This is a genomic window from Pseudomonas bubulae (assembly GCF_900618535.1).
GTDB classification, from domain to species: domain Bacteria; phylum Pseudomonadota; class Gammaproteobacteria; order Pseudomonadales; family Pseudomonadaceae; genus Aquipseudomonas; species Aquipseudomonas bubulae.
Genome location: NZ_UYJA01000001.1, coordinates 319,510 through 336,386, shown reverse-complemented (window position 1 = coordinate 336,386; position 16,877 = coordinate 319,510). Strand labels below are relative to the sequence as shown.

The window sequence follows — 16,877 nt, the reverse complement described above, 5'->3', positions numbered from 1 at the left end:
CTGCGACTGAATCGCCCCGGGTTTCGTGGACACCTCTTTGCCTTAAACTGAGGCCAATTAGGAGGTGCCATGAGCAACCCGCGTTACCCCGAGGAATTCAAAATCCAAGCAGTCAATCAAGTGACCGAAAAGAAGCTGCCTGTCGCTGATGTAGCGGCGCGTCTCGGCGTGTCGACGCATAGCCTCTATGTCAGCATAAAGCGCTACAGCAAACCTCAAGACGAACGGCAGCAGGAGACGATCAGCACGCTGAACTGAGTCGTCTGCGAGCGGAACTCAAGCGCGTCACTGAAGAGCGAGACATATTCTAAAAGGCCGCCGCGTACTTTGCCAAGGAGTGCGGTTGAAGTACGCCTTTATCAAGCAGCGAGTCGGCGACTATTCCATTCGACGGCTATGCCTGACGCTGAAAGTCCATCCCAGCGGTTATTACGCCTGGTTGTCTGAGCCGCAATCTGCACGCGCTAAAGACGACCAGCGACTGCAGGGTTTGATCAAGCATTCATGGTTGGAGAGCGGAGGCGTTTATGGCTATCGTAAAATCCATGACGATCTGCGCGAGGACGGTGAGGATTGTGGTCGTCATCGTGTGGCGAGGCTGATGCGTATTGAAGGTCTCCGTTCTCAGACAGGTTATAGACGCCGCCCCGGAAAGTACGGCGGTAAGCCAGCGGTCGCCTCACCCAATTTGCTGAAGCGCCAGTTCGATGTCGTGGAACCCAACAAGGTTTGGGTCACCGACATCACCTACATTCGTACGTATGAAGGCTGGTTGTATTTGGCGGTGGTGCTAGATCTGTTTTCTCGTCAGGTCGTTGGCTGGTCAATGAAGTCGCAAATGACCAGTGATTTGGCCATTGATGCGTTATTGATGGCGGTTTGGAGGCGTAAACCGAAGCAAGAGGTGATGGTTCATTCCGACCAAGGCAGCCAGTACAGCAGCTCCGATTGGCGCAGCTTTTTGAAAGCGAACAATCTGGTTGCCAGTATGAGTCGCCGAGGCAACTGCCATGATAACGCCGTGGCCGAGAGCTTTTTCCAACTTCTGAAACGGGAGCGGGTCAAACGAAAAATATATACCGTGCGGGAAGATGCTCGTAGTGATGTGTTCGATTACATCGAGATGTTCTACAACGTAAAACGCCGCCATGATTTCAACAATCAGCTGTCACCGGTAGAGTTTGAAAAGCGTTACGCAATGAGCTTGCAAGGTGTCTAGAGAATCCGGGGCGATTCAGTATAGCGGTTGCCCACCGGCAGTCAGCCTCGACCCAGAGCTGTCGCTGGCCAAAGACAGTTATCGGTCACTTGCATGCTTCCTTGCGCTGTAACCTGCCAGTCAGCTCGCGGTATTTACCACGTGTAAGCACGAGTCACATCGGTAACTGGGCGAAGGCTTCTGACAGAAACCGGGACACTTTGCGCTCAGCATGGGAGAGGGTTAGCTGATTGGCACCGCTATCAACAAGCCCCTCTAAACCTTGGATTTGCTCTCGCAAAACCTTGAGATCAGAGCCAGGTTAAGAGCGCAATTGAGAGCCCGCACAGAGCGGGCTTTTGTAGAGAAGGTTCGTTTGTTACCGGTTGAATCGTTCGACCAATGAGTACTGGGTCGTCGCTGTTTGAGTTAATTCTTTGCTGAGCTCTGCCGAGCTTCTTGCTTGTTCAGATGTTTGATCTGCAAGATTTGCGATGGTCGTAATGTTGCGACTAATCTCCTCTGCAACGGCAGTTTGCTCTTCAGTCGCTGCGGCGATCTGGGTGGTCATATCAGTAATGTGAGCTACCGCTTCACTAATTCCAACCAATGCCTTGTCAGCTTCTAGTACCCAGGCGACTCCTTCTTCAGCTTGGCGATGTCCATTCTCCATGGTTTTAACAGCACAAATTGACGAGGTTTGCAGCTTGGAGATCAGGCTATGAATTTGAATAGTTGACTGAGTGGTGCGTTGCGCCAACTGACGCACCTCGTCTGCAACCACAGCGAAGCCTCGGCCCATATCTCCAGCACGTGCAGCTTCGATCGCGGCATTCAAAGCAAGCAAGTTGGTTTGATCGGCAATACCTTTAATGACATCGACAACCGTTCCGATTTCATTGCTGTCTTTAGCTAACTGTGCAACCGCTTGGCCAGTCTCTCCGACAACGATCGAGAGGCGTTGGATGGCCTCTCGGGTATCTCGAGCTACATCACGGCCCCGTCCTGTTAGCTCATTGGCTTCTTGAGTAGCGCTAGCGGTTCTCTGAACGTGGGTTGCGACCTCCTGCGTGGTCGCAGCCATCTGACTAACTGCAGCTGACACTTGCTCAGTCTCGACTCGCTGACGTTCAAGTCCGCGCGAGCTATCTGAGGCAAGGTTATCCGATCTTTCAGCCAGACCAGTGAGCTGCTCTGCGGTGTCTTGCAAACGAGTAAGGCAAGTCTTGAGCCTCGATGTCTGGCTCACAAATGCGGTTTCAAGCCGCGCCTGTGGGCCGCGCTCATCGCTATACATCTGTGCAATTAACTGATCCGAGGTTGTGGGGTCAGCCATTTTCAACAGATGCAGCGCCCCTTGATTTTTCTGACGCGAAACAATCAGCCCGAAGAGAGCAGATATTAATACCGCCAAGGTTAATGCCAGAGAAGCACTGAAAAATACTCCCCCTAAGGAGCCCACTAGCCCCATAGCCAAAAGTGGTAGCCAGTCCATGAGGACAGGTTGCCATTTGTCACTGCAGGGAATAGCCGACTTGCCTAGGTTTAGGCGATTGTAAAGGTTCTCTGCGCGTCGAATTTGATCGGTCGTAGGCTTAATTCTGACCGATTCATAACCAATTACCTGGCTGCCCTCGAAAATCGGAGTGACATAAGCATTCACCCAGTAATGGTCGCCACTGCTAGTTCGGTTCTTTACGATACCCATCCAAGGCTGGCCCTGTTTGAGAGCGCCCCACATATGAGCAAATATGGCAGAGGGGACATCGGGATGTCGGACGATATTTTGGGGCGCGCCTATTAGATCTGACTTATTGAAACCGCTGATCTCGACAAAAGCATCATTGCAATACGTAATGACACCTCGTGCATCAGTTGTAGAAATAAGTTTTTGTTGCGCTCCCAAGGCAATCTCGCGCTGCGTGACCGGTTGATTGTTTCTCATTTAGATAGATCCCTTGCCCTGTGTCAAGGGTATCGGCAGCTAATATGAAAAGCTTAATGAGTATTTCCATAGGGTATTTTGCACCTAGTAATCCGTCTGCGCTCGGAATGCGACCCATTGGCAACAACGAACAAGCTGCCACCAAACTCTATGAGTCCTCCATCGCGTCAACACGACCAGGGTGTAAAACAGCTCCAATAAATAGCCGCTTCGCGCAGGCTGTGACTTACCTTGAAAAATAAAAGCCACGCTTACTTTATTCAACCCGCTTAAACTTGCCGCCAAACACTAAGAGTCATTTGTCGACATTGTCGTAACTTGCGAAGCGTCATCATTACCACGAGCAGAACAGACCCTATTACGACCAGCTTGTTTTGCACAGTAAAGCGCATTATCCGCTCTAACAACTAACTTACTCGGGGTATCTCCCGAGGGCAGCGCGAATGCTACACCCATGCTAACAGTCACCCGAACTAGACCTTTACTTGTTGAAATCTTTGAGCTTTCAATCGCCAGCCGTAACTTCTCTGCAATACCGAGGGCGCTTGCCCCATCCGTACATGGGAGGATCACACCAAACTCCTCCCCCCCTAGCCGACCAAAACTATCATGTGCTCGAAGTTCGGCGCAACACACAGCAACGACCTGTTTCAGAACAATATCTCCAATCGGATGCCCATACGTATCATTTACTTGCTTGAAATAATCAATATCAATCAATATCAAGCTTAACTTCGTACCGCAGGATTCTGAATCCCTGAACTCCTTCTCAAGGACTTCTAAAAAATGGCTCCTGCTCAGTGCGCCAGTTAAAATATCAACATTTACAAGTTCCCGAAGAGTTTTGTGAGCCTGCTTGAGGGCTTTTGCATCCTTCAAATGCTGCCACACGGTGGCATATATCAACAAAGCAAAAGACAGTAGCAATATCGTGACAGCACTTGCACAAAAAATTAGCACTCTATGACGCTTACCAGATGACATCAAATAATCTTCAGGTGAAAGCTGAACAAGAACAACCAAGCCGGCGTCTTCTAAACGACGGTATGCGGTCAAGCTCTCAGACCCATCGAATGCACTAACTCCTCTATACAGCCCTTCAGGCAACGCTTCCTTAACAAAATATGGCGCACTTTTCAAAAGCAATAACTCGCCAAAATTAATAGCGCCACTATCCTTTGATGCCACTGCACGAGGAACACGATCCATACCTACAAGAGCAATCAAACCATTAGCCCCAACATTAATTTTTTTATAAAAATCCGAAAAGAAAGACATAGGGATTGACACTACCACGACCCCTAAGAACTTATCACCTTCAATTACTGGCCGAGTGAACTGTATAGACCAAATACCAGAAACCCTACCAAACACGGGCTTACTAATAAATAACTTATCTTTTGAAGGATTATCACGATGGGCGCGAAAATGATCGCGACCACTCAGATCTACCGCGCCAAAGGCTGGGGCTAGCGACGAATAAACTAGCATCCCCTCCGGAGAAATCAGCGCAACTTGAGCAACCATATTCCCATAAAGTACAAGCTCCTCTTTAACTATGCGCCCAAAATCATTTCGATCTTTAACAGCATGCTCACGCAAATCTTGAGTTAAAGTATCTACAAAACGAACCACGCTTTGAACGTGCACATCGAATGCAACGGCAAGATTCATAGCATCACTACCCGCAGCTTTTTCTACCAAAACGTTCTCTTGATCAAGCCAAGCATGGAGCGTGCCCCACATAGGCACGAGCGTGATCAATAGAAACGCGATGGCTGCTAAGCCCGCTTTCGTTTTGGTAGCACGATGCTGGTACAATCTGAACCTCCATTACTGACCAATAGCCATTAAGATAACTATTCAGATTAGTGACATAATTCAACATACTTAGACACCTGAACATCAGCTAATCAAAGTAGCTGACTAGACCTTAAAAACAGAGCAGCACAATAGACTTACCGCAACCTCCACCCTTTCGCCTAGAGTAATCATAGTACAAAAACCCGAACTACAGACTGAGACTAAAGGGGCAAGCTCCTTATAGCGCTTTGTTTGGTTTGATCAACTAACTGGTTCAAAATCTAAAGACAGCACCTCCAAAACATGTTGATTCGATCACTCCTTTTTTTACTTGCCGATACTTCCTGGGTAGGTTTTCAGGGCGATCAGCCCATGGTCGCCGACGATTCGTCTAGCATGAGCTCGGTCAAGTTGGGCTCTATGGGCGTAATAAACCACGCCGCAGTTGTGGCGGTGACATCGAGTGGGGCTGACAGCCGCAGATCAGCAGCAAAGCGGTCACGAAGGCGTGCTTGTTTGGTTTTTCAATCGGTCAGCTTTGGCTGTCAGATTCTGCGCGAGGGTCGAGTTGGGTATTGGAATTTGCAGCATAGTCCGGATCGTTCAATCAAAATCTAAACGCCATCAGCGAAAGTTTTATTCGGTTCCAGGCCAGCAAGAATCGCTCAGCGAAAATGAAGACTTGTGAATCGTTCAGCCCGGACATCAAATATTCATTGGCCGGAAATACGTGTTATCGATCTGGTCAGCAGGTTTGAGAGTCTGACTGTGCTGTACTCGTCTCCACGGTTTCAGCCTAATCGGGTCGTGCGCTACGTTCTAATAGGTTAAACAAGTACATTCCGGCCAACATGGCCAATACGAATATGATGATTTGGCCGTGCCCTGTAAGCAGAATTGTTAACGCTGGCCCAGGGCATATCCCCGCAAGACCCCAACCTATACCGAACAACAGGCTGCCGCCAATCAAGCGGGAATCCAACTCCCTTTTCATTTGAAACTGCATCGGGGCACCCAACAAGGATTGTTTGTTTTTGCGCGCCCAATTCAAGGGAATAATCGCCACCGCGATGGCCCCACCCATCACCAGTGCGAGTGATGGATCCCAGGCCCCGGCCAAATCAAGAAAAGCTAATACTTTGGCGGGATTCGCCATGCCTGCCAGGAGAAGACCAAGGCCGAAGATCAGTCCTGCAAAAAAGGCGGTCAACTTGATCATTTTCATGCTCCCACCACATGACGGGTGACGTACACCGTTGCAAAGCCAGCAAACATAAAGCACATCGTTGCCGTGATGGATCGTGCTGAGAGTCGAGAGATCCCGCAAACGCCATGGCCGCTTGTACAACCAGATCCGTAACGAGTACCCACTCCGACAAGCAAGCCCGCAATGATCAGCGTCGGCCACCCTGCCTTAATCTCGATCTCTGGCATTACGGTAAACGCTCCCCACAACAACGGAGAAATCAGTAGACAAAGAAGAAATAACACCTTCTCACTCCAACCCTCACTATCGAATCGCAGCACGCTTCCAAGCAGTCCACTGATGCCGGCGATGCGTCCATTCGCGAGAACAAACAAGCTAGCAGCCAGCCCTATCAAGGCGCCTCCAGCTAATGAAGTCCAAGGCGTGAAGTTGATCCAATCAATGCTCATTTTGCATCTCCTGCATATAAGTGCTGGTAAAAGACATGGATTTCAAAGGTGTCACCTGAGATTCTGAGCTCCCCTTAAAGGCGATCAAAGACCCTGTCGAGACCCGTATAGGATTTCAGCCCCTGAATCCGCCCCGGCTCTCCTAGAGATATCGAAGTCTCAAAAGGACACAAGATGAGGCAAGGCTCGATTAGTCCGCTTTTGGCTGGTTGCCGCATTTCAGGAGGGCCACCTCTAGGCGAATAGTGATTGCTGAACACCTCAGAAACCCGGGGCGATTAATATTGATCCTCTGGGTATCGCAAAAATTACCGTACGCAGTTACTCAAAGTGGTTACAACGCATAACGTAAGTCAGCCACGAAGCTTGATCCGAGTCACCGGATGTGATGTGGTGGCCGATACAGAAAGACTATTCCCATTCGCCAACTATGGCGCTCGCGACTTTTATTTTTCCAGCATCACGAGGTTTCATGCAGATTGAGTTACAGGAGATTAGCGACCACCTCTATCGTTTCGCTCCTTTTGATGCCCTGCCAAAGGAGTCGGTAGACGCCATCGCTCGGCGAATTGAAGTGAGTTATTTCAAAGCCGGCAGTGACATTCTTGAAGCCGGTGCGACCATTCAGGATCTGCATTATGTTCGTAGTGGTGCGGTGGAGATTTATCGGCGTAATGGTGAGCTCTATGACCGTCTCGTCGAAGGTGACCTATTCGGTCAGGCAGGTCTGTTACGTAGCAACAAGGTACGCTTTCCCGCCCGAGCGTTGGAAGATAGCCTGATCTATTACATCCCTGCCGACGTTTTCGCTGACCTTTGTGCGCAACATGATGCTTTCGCTGACTTCGTTGAAGCAGAGGGAAACTCGAGACTCAAAACTGCTGTTGAAGCTCAGGGGCGTGCTAGTGAGCTTATTCAGCTCAAATGTCGCGCCCTCATCTCACGTCCCTTGGTGTGGGTCACGTCAGATATCTCTGTCGGCGGAGCTGCAAAAATCATGACTGAGCAAAGTGTATCCTGCGTTCTAGTCATGTCTCCGGCAGGTTTAAAGACGGCTGAAATAGAAGGGATCGTCACAGATAGAGACCTTCGCACGCGATTTGTTGCAGTGGGCCTAAACGCTGACGAAACTCGTGCCAGCGACATTATGACAGTCGATCCGGTTGTAATTGGCTCCGATGATTCAGTGTTTGAAGCCATGCTTGTGATGTTGCGCCGCAATATTCATCACTTGCCGGTTGTGCACGATGGTAATCCAATTGGCCTTATAAACCTGTCGGATATCATCAGGTACGAATCGCATAGCAGTTTGTACTTGGTTAACAGAATCTCTAACCAGACCTCAGTTGAAGGCCTGAGATCACTTTTGCGTGACCTGCGAGGAACCTATATCCGCATGGTGCGTGACGGGGCTACTGCGCACATGATCGGAAGCGCGATTTCAGGTATTGGCCGTGCCTTTACCCAGCGTTTGCTTGAGCTGGCCGAGAAAAAGTTAGGCCCGTCTCCAGTGCCTTACTGCTTTATGGTTTTGGGATCAATGGCGCGTGATGAGCAGTTGTTAGTGACTGACCAGGACAACGCGTTAGTACTCGACGACAGCTTCGATCCGATCCAACACGACTCTTACTTCCGAGCCCTGGCAACGTTTGTTAGCGATGGACTGGCCGCGTGCGGTTACAGCTACTGCAAGGGCGGGGTCATGGCGACCAACGAGCAGTGGCGACAGCCTTTGAAGGTATGGCGAAGTTACTTCGATCAGTGGATCGAAAAACCTAATCCAACTACGTTGCTTAATAGCTGTATTTTTTTCGATCTGGATGGGGTTTTTGGCAAGCTTGAGTTGGTACAAGAGCTTAAAGACCTGTGCGCTCGAAAAGCAAGTACACACCCTGTATTTCTAAGCGCAATGGCTCGTATTGCCCTTAATCGAACGCCGCCATTAGGATTCTTTCGTACTTTTGTCGTTGAGACTGACGGACAGCAAAAAAGGATCATCAACCTTAAAGGGCGTGGCACGGCACCGCTGACCGACCTTATCCGGATTCATGCGCTAGCATGTGGCAGTACCGCTCAGAACTCATTTGATCGCATGGATGCTATAGCCCGAAGTAAAGTCATTCCTCCAGAAGCATTAAAGCAACTTCGGTACGCACTAGAGTTCCTGTCGATGGTGCGTATTCGACACCAGGCGGACGCACTTGAACAGGGGGCATCACTCAATAACTACATTGAGCCCGAGCGCTTTTCTAGCAGTGAACGACATAACCTCAAAGAAGCGTTTCAGGTGTTGAGCAATGGCCAAAATTTCTTGCGATTCCGATATCCTTCAAAGGGCCGCTTTTAGCGATGAAAAACCTAAAAAAGCAGCCTAAAAATAGAGTGCTGGACTGGTCTGCCGAGTTCGAGACATTGGCGAAGATTTCGGTTAATCCTCTATTACGAAAGTTCTATCAAGCTGGCGCGGTTTCAGCGCTGGCACCCATTGAGAGCGTTCAACTGCTGGCCATGGACGTAGAGACTACCGGCCTTGACTCACAGTCCCACAGCATCGTGAGTATTGGTGTTATGCCGTTCACGCTGAATCGTATTTGTTGCGGGAATTCACTCTACTGGGTGATAAAACCATCGTCCGAACTGAATGAAAAGTCAGTGACCTTTCATCACATAACCCATGCCGAAATTTTAGATGCCCCTGTGTTTGCGCAGGTGCTTGATCCTTTGCTTGAAGCCATGGCGGGCAGAGTGATTGTCGTCCATTACCGGAATATTGAGCGCGCCTTCTTGGATCAGGCAGTGCGTAGGTATTTAGGTGAAGGCCTTAAGTTTCCAGTCATCGATACGATGCAGTTAGAGGCACACTTCCATAGGCAAAAAATTAGCTGGTTCGGCCGACTGATTGGACGCAAGCAACAGTCCATACGGCTGGCAGACAGCCGCTCTAGGTTAAACCTGCCGGCTTATCACGCACATCATGCATTAACCGATGCTCTCGCGACTGCCGAGTTGTTGCAGGCGCAGATAGCAACTCACTACTCGCCACTCACACCTGTCGGTGAGTTATGGAATTGAACCAAGTTAATAGCTTCAAGGTGCAAGCAGATAGATATGTTACACCTTGAAGCTTGAGGTCAATCTTACCTATAGCCTAGCTCATACTGACTAGCGAGGCTCAGACATTAGTCCTTTCACTAGAGAGATACACCCTATCATTAGAACTATTGCGAAAGGCAACCCCGTGGATACTGCCATTGCCTGCAGTGCCACCAGACCGCCCCCCAATAGCAGTGCAATCGCAATCACGCCTTCGATTACCGCCCAGAACACCCGTTGAGGAACAGGCGCGTCAACCTTGCCTCCAGCTGTGATGGTATCGATCACCAATGAGCCGGAGTCAGAGGAAGTAATAAAGAACACTATGACCAGAATAATACCTAGGAATGAGCTGATCTCCTTGAGGGGGAGCTCTCCCAGCATGGCGAACAACTTCAGCTCTAAGACCGCGTCCTTGACTCCCATAAGGCTTTGAGTGGTCACTTGGTCAATTGCCGTACCGCCAAACGTAGTCATCCATAATACAGAAACTACTGAAGGCACAAGTAGAACAGAGATCAGAAACTCTCTGACAGTTCGACCACGACTGACGCGAGCGATAAACATGCCTACAAATGGCGACCAACTGATCCACCAAGCCCAGTAGAAGGCAGTCCAGCCTTGAGTGAACTCGATATCAGTACGTCCAAATGGGTTTGAGAGCGCAGGCAAATATTCAACATAAGTCACCAGATTTTTAAAGAATCCAGTGAAAATAGCCAGGGTCGGCCCCACAATGATGACGAACACCAACAAGAGCAGCGCAAGTCCCATATTGATCTGGGAAAGCATTTTGACGCCCTTGTCCAAGCCGGAAAGGACTGACCAAAGAGCGATTATGGTGATCCCAACGATCAGTACAACCTTGCTCAGATTCGTCGATTGAATACCGAAGAGATATTCAATCCCTGCAGCAGCCTGTTCTGCGCCAATCCCTAAAGAGGTCGCCAAACCAAATAGCGTGGCAAATACCGCTAGTATATCGATGATATGTCCCGGCCATCCCCAGACACGCTCACCCAATAGTGGATAAAAAATTGAGCGTATTGAAAGCGGCAAGCCTTTGTTATAAGAAAACAACGCTAAAGACAGCGCCACAATCGCGTATATAGCCCAAGGATGGAGTCCCCAGTGAAAGATTGTAGCCGCCATCGCCAAGTCAGCAGATGCCTTCATATCACCTTCGGCACCTCCTAGGGGCGCCCAATCCGTGCGTAAACCGCTCGCATCGACTGTCACACCTCCCATTGAAGCAGCGTAATGCGACATGGGTTCGGCTACCCCATAAAACATCAACCCAATGCCCATCCCCGCAGCAAAAAGCATTGAAAACCAACCGACGTAACTATGGTCTGGTTTGGCATCTCTACCGCCCAAACGAACCTTGCCCAGCGGAGAGAAAATAAGTGCAATGCATAGCAAGACAAAAACGTTCGCAATGCTCATGAAGAGCCAGGCTAGATGGCTGGTTAGCCAGTTTCGAATGGAGCTAAAAAGGGGTTCTACTTCATTCTGCAATGCCAGCGTCAAAATCACGAATAGTAAAATGGTGGCTGCTGAAATGATGAAAACTTTACCGTGGATATCGAGTGAGAACGAAAACTCTCCCTTGATGTTGTCTTGACCAATGACATAGTCAGTATCGATAAGATTGGCCGCTCCAGTAGGAGCAGGAATGCCTTCACTGGGTTGAGAAGGTGTGTTTGGACTATCATCCGTAGGCTTTCCAACCATTAGATTCCCCTTTTGAGATTCACGTCATAAAACGTGTAATTATCATTATCCCCGCTGTTCCTATGGTAAAACGAGATTTTAGCCAAGCTATCCTAGCAAGCTTTGGGAACAAAATTTCTAAAACCTCAGCTCTTTTAACTTCTTACCAGCTACTTCTCTCGCGTAGCCTTGGCAGGCTTGCAACGCGATTAGTCCCTGATCGCCGTCGCCGTAGACTCCGATAATTCGTTGGGCATGCGCTGGAACAAGTTGGGTTCTAAGGGCACCATAAGCCATGCCGCCGGCACCGGTGGTAGGTTGCACTGCGTCACAACCATTCGTAGCTCCGTCGAGTTGGACTTACAGCCGCAGGTCGGCAGTAGCAAGCGATCACCCAGGCGTGATTGTTTGGTTTTTGCATCGGTCAGAGTTCGGCAATAGGATCGGTCACTGGCTGCCAGCGATTGCTCCAGGGTAAGGAGCTTGCCCTGCTCTGCCAGAACCCGCGTGGGGCTGGCATTGGCCAGAAGGGTGAACTTGGTTTGGTGGGCAGCTTCCTTGGCGACCAATTGCTCATCGTAAGCGTGGCCTGCCACGACCATGCAGTTCACGTGCTGCCCACCATTAGGGCAAGGATGATCAGACCCAGCACCGTATCCTCCATCACGCCAACACCTTGAGCGCTGGGCATACAGCGCCTGCCGATCGGCCACCCCATTCTGGTCACCATTGATGCGCTGGGTGATCCTGTCGAACTGACTAGTGTCGGCAAAGGTGTTGCCGGTCTCTTTGCCAACTCGCCCCGTCGGTGCGATTAAACGCTTGTGGCTCCGGTAGTGCCTAGGGATATTCTCAAGCTCTCAGCTTAAGTAATACAAACACTCATTCACGCACGGAACCATGAACAGGGGTGGGCTTTTTTTAAAGTCGATGTCGCAAATACGACGGGAAAAACCGTCTTTGTTTATCAGGTTATTGTTTTGATACTCAGCAGGGGTGGTCAGGATGAGTCGTAATCTGGGGGAGTTGGCTAACACTAAGCTTCTATGGCCAGAAACGCACAGATTTCAGCGTCAGATAGGAGTTACTCAAGAGCCTCTGGAGATGCTTGAATTCTCCGCCGAGAAGATCAACCACCTATCTCAAATAACATACAAAAAGGGCCCTCGAAGGGCCCTTTTGTACTCAAACCAAAATCACTTGGTCAGCCAGGACTCAACGGTATCTGGGCCGTGTTCTGCCTTCCACTCCTTCAGACCTTTGTGATTCCCACCTTTGGTTTCGATAACCTCGCCAGTGTACGGATTTTTGTAGACCTTCACCTGACGTGGCTTACGAGTGCCAGCTTTGGATTTCACTACTGGAGTGCTGCGGCCAGTCTGAGGATCCAACAAGTTGATGATGTTAGACAGGCTGTAACCGTATTCAGCAAGCAGAGCGCGCAGCTTCGACTCAAACTCTATTTCCTTTTTGAGGCCAGCATCGCCTTTCAGTGTTTCGAGAGCCTCGAGTTGTTCGGCAAGGTGTTTTTCGAGTTGGCGAAATTCAGCAAGTTTGGACATGTTTAATCTCTACGTAGTTAGTCCCATAACAATACACCAACTTTGGAGTTTTCCGCCAATCGTTTAGGTATAAGATCCATGAGTAACGATCACGAAGACGCGCACTGTGGAGTCTGGGCTCACACTCTAATTTTATTCGCTCCCTGTCAAAAGCGAAGTATTGAGGTCAACATCTTTGTGGCATGGATGTGTCTATGAAACTAGGGGTTATTTAGGATGATGTGCTGAGTATTCTGAGATTTACCCAGCAGCTGCAGACGCGGCTGTGCCTTATAGGTCGGTTGAGCAAGGGCGAATCGCGACTTACTCCGCTCACGCCGAGTATCTCACTAACGAGATACTGAAAATCATGCCCGTCGGGACATTGCCGACCAATTCGAAGGGTTCCCGTCTTGAGGCAGATTTGGGTATGTAGATCGGACACCGGGCCCAGCCCAAGCAGGCCTTTTAAATCCACTGAATGTCCAGTCACGCCTCGGGCTACTTCAACGGCTTCTTGCGGATTGACCTGCTGACTAAGGTAACCATCGCCCTGCCTCTGCCCAAAGTCGTCGGTGTGTGTGTAAATCGATGTAAGCGCCTCCTAAAACAGGCATATTGGATTGTAGAGCGTAGCCACAGTGTTAATTGGTCAGTACAGCAGCTATTTTTGGGAGCATGAATCTTGTCAGCTGAAAGTAGTACCAAGATGATTACAGCCCATACCCCGTGGACGGTTTTTCTGGTGTTCTTGCGCTTGGGATTCATCTCCTTCGGAGGGCCAATTGCCCACCTAGGTTACTTCCGCGAAGAGTTTGTTGTTCGGCGCCAATGGCTCAGTGAGCGCAGTTATATCGATTTGGTCGCCCTGTGCCAGTTTCTGCCAGGGCCTGCCAGTAGCCAGGTAGGCATAGGTTTGGGGCTATCGCGTGCTGGTTTCTCTGGAGCAGTTGCCGCGTGGGCTGGGTTTACACTGCCATCGGCAATAATCCTCGTTTTGTTTGCGCAAGGGATGTCCGCGTGGGGAAATGCATTCCCAAGCGGTCTTTTGCACGGACTTAAGATCGTCGCGGTCGCTGTTGTTGCTCAAGCCGTCTGGGGAATGGCGCGCAATATTTGTACTGATGTGCCCAGGGTAACCATCGCTGTGTTTGCAGCTTGCGCAGCACTCATCTGGCCAAATGCCTGGGGGCAGATCGCCGTGATTATCTGCAGTGCTGTCATCGGTCTGATGCTTTTCAAGCCCGCTCAACAGCATACAGCTGAGCCCCTTCCAATATCAGTTAGCCGAAAAGTAGGTCTGGTATCATTGGTGGTGTTCTTTGGCTTATTGGTAGGCCTACCATTATTGATCCAGGTTTGGCCCTCTGAAGCACTAGCCATGACGAATGCCTTTTTCCGAGCAGGGTCATTAGTTTTTGGAGGGGGGCATGTTGTACTACCGTTACTTCAGTCTGCGACCGTATTCAACGGATGGGTAACCGACGACACATTCATTGCAGGGTATGGCTTAGCACAGGCCGTACCGGGCCCGCTCTTTACCTTCGCAGCATTTCTCGGAGCGTCCATGAACGCCCAACCCTCTGGTTGGATCGGAGCTACGGTATGCCTGGTCGCTATCTTCGCACCTTCATTCCTACTCGTAATCGGCGTGCTGCCATTCTGGGAGCAACTACGACATAGTTTTCGCACCCAATCGGCCCTTGCAGGAATTAATGCGGGAGTAGTAGGGCTACTCTTGGCGGCCTTATATAACCCAGTCTGGACGAGTGCAATTTTGAAACCTCAAGACTTCGGTTTGGCGCTGATAGCCCTTGTCGCCCTAATGTTTTGGAGGGTTCCCCCATGGGTAGTCGTCTTGGGCAGTGGAATGCTTGGATGGTGGCTCAGCGGTGTACTTTGAAAGCAAGCATCAGCCAAAGGTATCTTGATCTGTATAGGAGGTTATTGATGTCAGTAGCGCGGATGCTATAGGATCTTATCAGGAGATTGCATTCCTCCTTTAACCGCCTTGTGCTGATGATGCCTACTTGAACCCTGGACAGGGTGCGTAGGTGTGCATCCCTGTCCCTAATTTAGGACAGGATATGATCTTACTTTTCGTGATTCGCCCATCTTACAGCGCTGTCCCTCTGCATGCTTGGCCCTCCAGGTTTGGTAAGGAGTGCTCGCCATGCTGAAATCATTGATCGTCATTGCCATCGGCGCCTCAGTTGGTGCTTGGTTACGCTGGCTTTTGGGTATAAAGCTTAACGCTCTATTTCCTACGATTCCTCCCGGGACTGTAGTCGCGAACATGGTCGGGGGTTATCTCATAGGGCTGACCATCGCCTTCTTGGCTGCATCGCCTTCGCTCAGCTCTGAATGGCGCCTCCTGATCATCACCGGATTTTGTGGTGGTCTTACCACTTTTTCTACATTTTCAGCCGAAACAGTCACCTTGATTCAGGAAGGAAAACTGCTCTGGGCGCTTGGCTCAATTTCGTTGCACGTGGTTGGTTCGTTGACGATGACCACTGCCGGGCTTCTTTCATACCAAGTGATTGGTACTCGCTGAGGGGATAGACATGAAAGGCTTTATGGTCGTTTTCTTTACTCAAAAAAACCGTCGCTATCAGGGAAAGATGTTAGGTGAATGGATCGTCGATTTGCCAAAAGAAATGAGCCCACTTGGGATAGATCCGTCCGACGCAACCACTTCTACAACATCGGAGGTAAGAACATGAGCTACGCGGACATTCCTGCTGGTAACGCGATCCCCGATGACTTCTTCACAGTTATTGAGATCCCTGCAAACCACTCGCCGATCAAGTACGAGGTCGACAAGCAGAGCGGACAGATCTTCGTTGACCGCTTCCTAAGCACACCGATGTTCTATCCGGCCAACTACGGGTTCATTCCAAATACGTTGAGCGATGACGGAGATCCTCTGGACGTCCTGGTGGTTTGCCCATATCCCGTCTCACCTGGAGTTGTCATCCGCAGTCGCCCGGTGGGTGTGATGTATATGACTGACGAAGCCGGAGCGGATGCCAAGGTGATTGCTGTGCCTCATGAAAAACTCAGCTCGATGTACAACGACGTAAAGGAGTGCTCAGACCTCCCTGCGCTACTCCTCGCACAGATCCAGCACTTCTTTGAAAACTACAAAGCATTGGAGCCGGGTAAGTGGGTGAAGATGGGGCGTTGGGGGAGCGCGGATGAGGCGCGGGAAGAGATTCGCAAGTCGGTAGCTGCGTATATTCCCAAGTAGGTTTCACTCCAAATTGAAAGCATCAGCCGGGAGTCAGAACTGAGGGGCAAGTGATTTGCCTCTCAGTCGCTCGGGACATCAAATGTCGAGGGAACCACACGCATAGAAAAGTGGATGGCTATGCTGCGCATGACTCAACTCAATCAAAGTCATTCCAGAATATCGGCCTTTGATAACCCACTTATGGGGTCGCGCTATCATGCATTTGACGATTTCCTATTTGACTAAGGTGATTGGTATATCTGAGAGCTGAATCACCTTTGCCGCGACAGAGCCCAGAAAAATCCCTGCAAGAAAGCCGTTGCCATGTGAGCCTAGGATGATGTTGTTACATCCTAAAGAGTGTGAGCACGCCACGATTTGGCTTGCTGCATCGCCTTGCAAGGTGTGAAGTGTAAATGCAACCCCTTCCTGCTTCAGAAGCACCCCAGCTTTTTGTGAGCTCTCAGCACTTTTATCACCGTAGTAACGATCAATCTCATCCGCTCTCATGTCGTGTGCAATTCGAGTTGGTAACAGTGGCTGTACATTCACCAGATGTACCTCAACACTACCGCCCAGTAATCCGCCATCTTGGATTAGCCCAAGAAGGTAACGCACTGCGCGCTCCGAGTGCTCGGAGCCATCGACAGCTACAAGTATTTTATGCATTTTCTAAATCCTCTTTCAGTGGCA

Annotated in this window: 13 protein-coding genes, 1 pseudogene and 1 riboswitch; of the genes and pseudogenes, 6 read left to right on the top strand and 8 right to left on the bottom strand. The window is 50.0% G+C overall.

All coding sequences use genetic code 11. From position 1 onward, the window contains the following. The first annotated feature begins 69 nt into the window (after nucleotides 1–69). A pseudogene (locus PPTH39_RS01570) lies at nucleotides 70–1,219 on the top strand (IS3 family transposase). A gap of 358 nt (nucleotides 1,220–1,577) precedes the next feature. On the opposite strand, the gene PPTH39_RS01565 reads toward PPTH39_RS01570, so the two are convergent. From PPTH39_RS01565 to PPTH39_RS01545, 4 genes are all read right to left on the bottom strand, one after another. Then, nucleotides 1,578–3,143, bottom strand: a complete 1,566-nt coding sequence (locus PPTH39_RS01565) for a methyl-accepting chemotaxis protein (protein WP_130871456.1) — start codon at nucleotides 3,141–3,143, stop codon at nucleotides 1,578–1,580. A gap of 288 nt (nucleotides 3,144–3,431) precedes the next feature. After that, a complete protein-coding gene (locus PPTH39_RS01560; RefSeq protein WP_130871455.1) occupies nucleotides 3,432–4,964 on the bottom strand; it encodes a sensor domain-containing diguanylate cyclase in 1,533 nt (510 codons plus the stop codon). Between the two features lie 778 nt (nucleotides 4,965–5,742). Continuing rightward, the gene (locus PPTH39_RS01550) at nucleotides 5,743–6,165 is read right to left on the bottom strand and encodes a DUF6691 family protein (protein ID WP_130871454.1); all 423 of its coding nucleotides are present in this window, start codon (nucleotides 6,163–6,165) and stop codon (nucleotides 5,743–5,745) included. Nucleotides 6,166–6,167: 2 nt separating this feature from the next. Beyond that, nucleotides 6,168–6,602 carry a YeeE/YedE family protein gene (locus PPTH39_RS01545; protein WP_130871453.1) on the bottom strand — a complete coding sequence of 145 codons (435 nt, stop codon included), beginning with the start codon at nucleotides 6,600–6,602 and terminating at the stop codon, nucleotides 6,168–6,170. Nucleotides 6,603–7,074: 472 nt separating this feature from the next. Here PPTH39_RS01545 and PPTH39_RS01540 point away from each other — a divergent pair, with 472 nt between their 5' ends. After that, a complete protein-coding gene (locus PPTH39_RS01540) occupies nucleotides 7,075–8,949 on the top strand; it encodes a DUF294 nucleotidyltransferase-like domain-containing protein (protein ID WP_130871452.1) in 1,875 nt (624 codons plus the stop codon). Nucleotides 8,950–8,951: 2 nt separating this feature from the next. Next, complete coding sequence (locus tag PPTH39_RS01535; protein WP_095019783.1) at nucleotides 8,952–9,674, top strand: 3'-5' exonuclease; 723 nt, start codon at nucleotides 8,952–8,954, stop codon at nucleotides 9,672–9,674. A gap of 90 nt (nucleotides 9,675–9,764) precedes the next feature. Here the strand turns inward: PPTH39_RS01535 and PPTH39_RS01530 are convergent, their stop codons facing one another. From PPTH39_RS01530 to PPTH39_RS01515, 3 genes are all read right to left on the bottom strand, one after another. Continuing rightward, nucleotides 9,765–11,429: a BCCT family transporter gene (locus PPTH39_RS01530; protein ID WP_095023404.1), complete on the bottom strand. Its 1,665-nt coding sequence runs from the start codon at nucleotides 11,427–11,429 to the stop codon at nucleotides 9,765–9,767. A gap of 188 nt (nucleotides 11,430–11,617) precedes the next feature. Then, the gene (locus PPTH39_RS01525; RefSeq protein ID WP_232527585.1) at nucleotides 11,618–12,019 is read right to left on the bottom strand and encodes a hypothetical protein; all 402 of its coding nucleotides are present in this window, start codon (nucleotides 12,017–12,019) and stop codon (nucleotides 11,618–11,620) included. 585 nt (nucleotides 12,020–12,604) lie between these two features. Continuing rightward, nucleotides 12,605–12,970: a histone-like nucleoid-structuring protein, MvaT/MvaU family gene (locus PPTH39_RS01515; protein WP_130871451.1), complete on the bottom strand. Its 366-nt coding sequence runs from the start codon at nucleotides 12,968–12,970 to the stop codon at nucleotides 12,605–12,607. 688 nt (nucleotides 12,971–13,658) lie between these two features. Here PPTH39_RS01515 and chrA point away from each other — a divergent pair. The 3 genes from chrA (at nucleotide 13,659) to ppa (ending at nucleotide 16,202) form a co-directional block, all read left to right on the top strand. After that, nucleotides 13,659–14,852 (top strand): chromate efflux transporter, encoded by a 1,194-nt coding sequence (gene chrA / locus PPTH39_RS01510; RefSeq protein ID WP_130871789.1) that lies wholly within the window; start codon nucleotides 13,659–13,661, stop codon nucleotides 14,850–14,852. A 72-nt stretch (nucleotides 14,853–14,924) separates the two neighbouring features. Next, nucleotides 14,925–14,985, top strand: a riboswitch (Fluoride riboswitch). A 137-nt stretch (nucleotides 14,986–15,122) separates the two neighbouring features. Next, the gene (gene crcB / locus PPTH39_RS01505; protein WP_130871450.1) at nucleotides 15,123–15,506 is read left to right on the top strand and encodes a fluoride efflux transporter CrcB; all 384 of its coding nucleotides are present in this window, start codon (nucleotides 15,123–15,125) and stop codon (nucleotides 15,504–15,506) included. A gap of 165 nt (nucleotides 15,507–15,671) precedes the next feature. Then, on the top strand, nucleotides 15,672–16,202 hold the full coding sequence (gene ppa, locus PPTH39_RS01495; protein WP_095019787.1) for an inorganic diphosphatase: 531 nt from the start codon (nucleotides 15,672–15,674) through the stop codon (nucleotides 16,200–16,202). A gap of 216 nt (nucleotides 16,203–16,418) precedes the next feature. Here ppa and PPTH39_RS01490 read toward each other — a convergent pair whose 3' ends face one another. Continuing rightward, the gene (locus PPTH39_RS01490; RefSeq protein WP_130871449.1) at nucleotides 16,419–16,853 is read right to left on the bottom strand and encodes a universal stress protein; all 435 of its coding nucleotides are present in this window, start codon (nucleotides 16,851–16,853) and stop codon (nucleotides 16,419–16,421) included. Nucleotides 16,854–16,877: the final 24 nt, after the last annotated feature.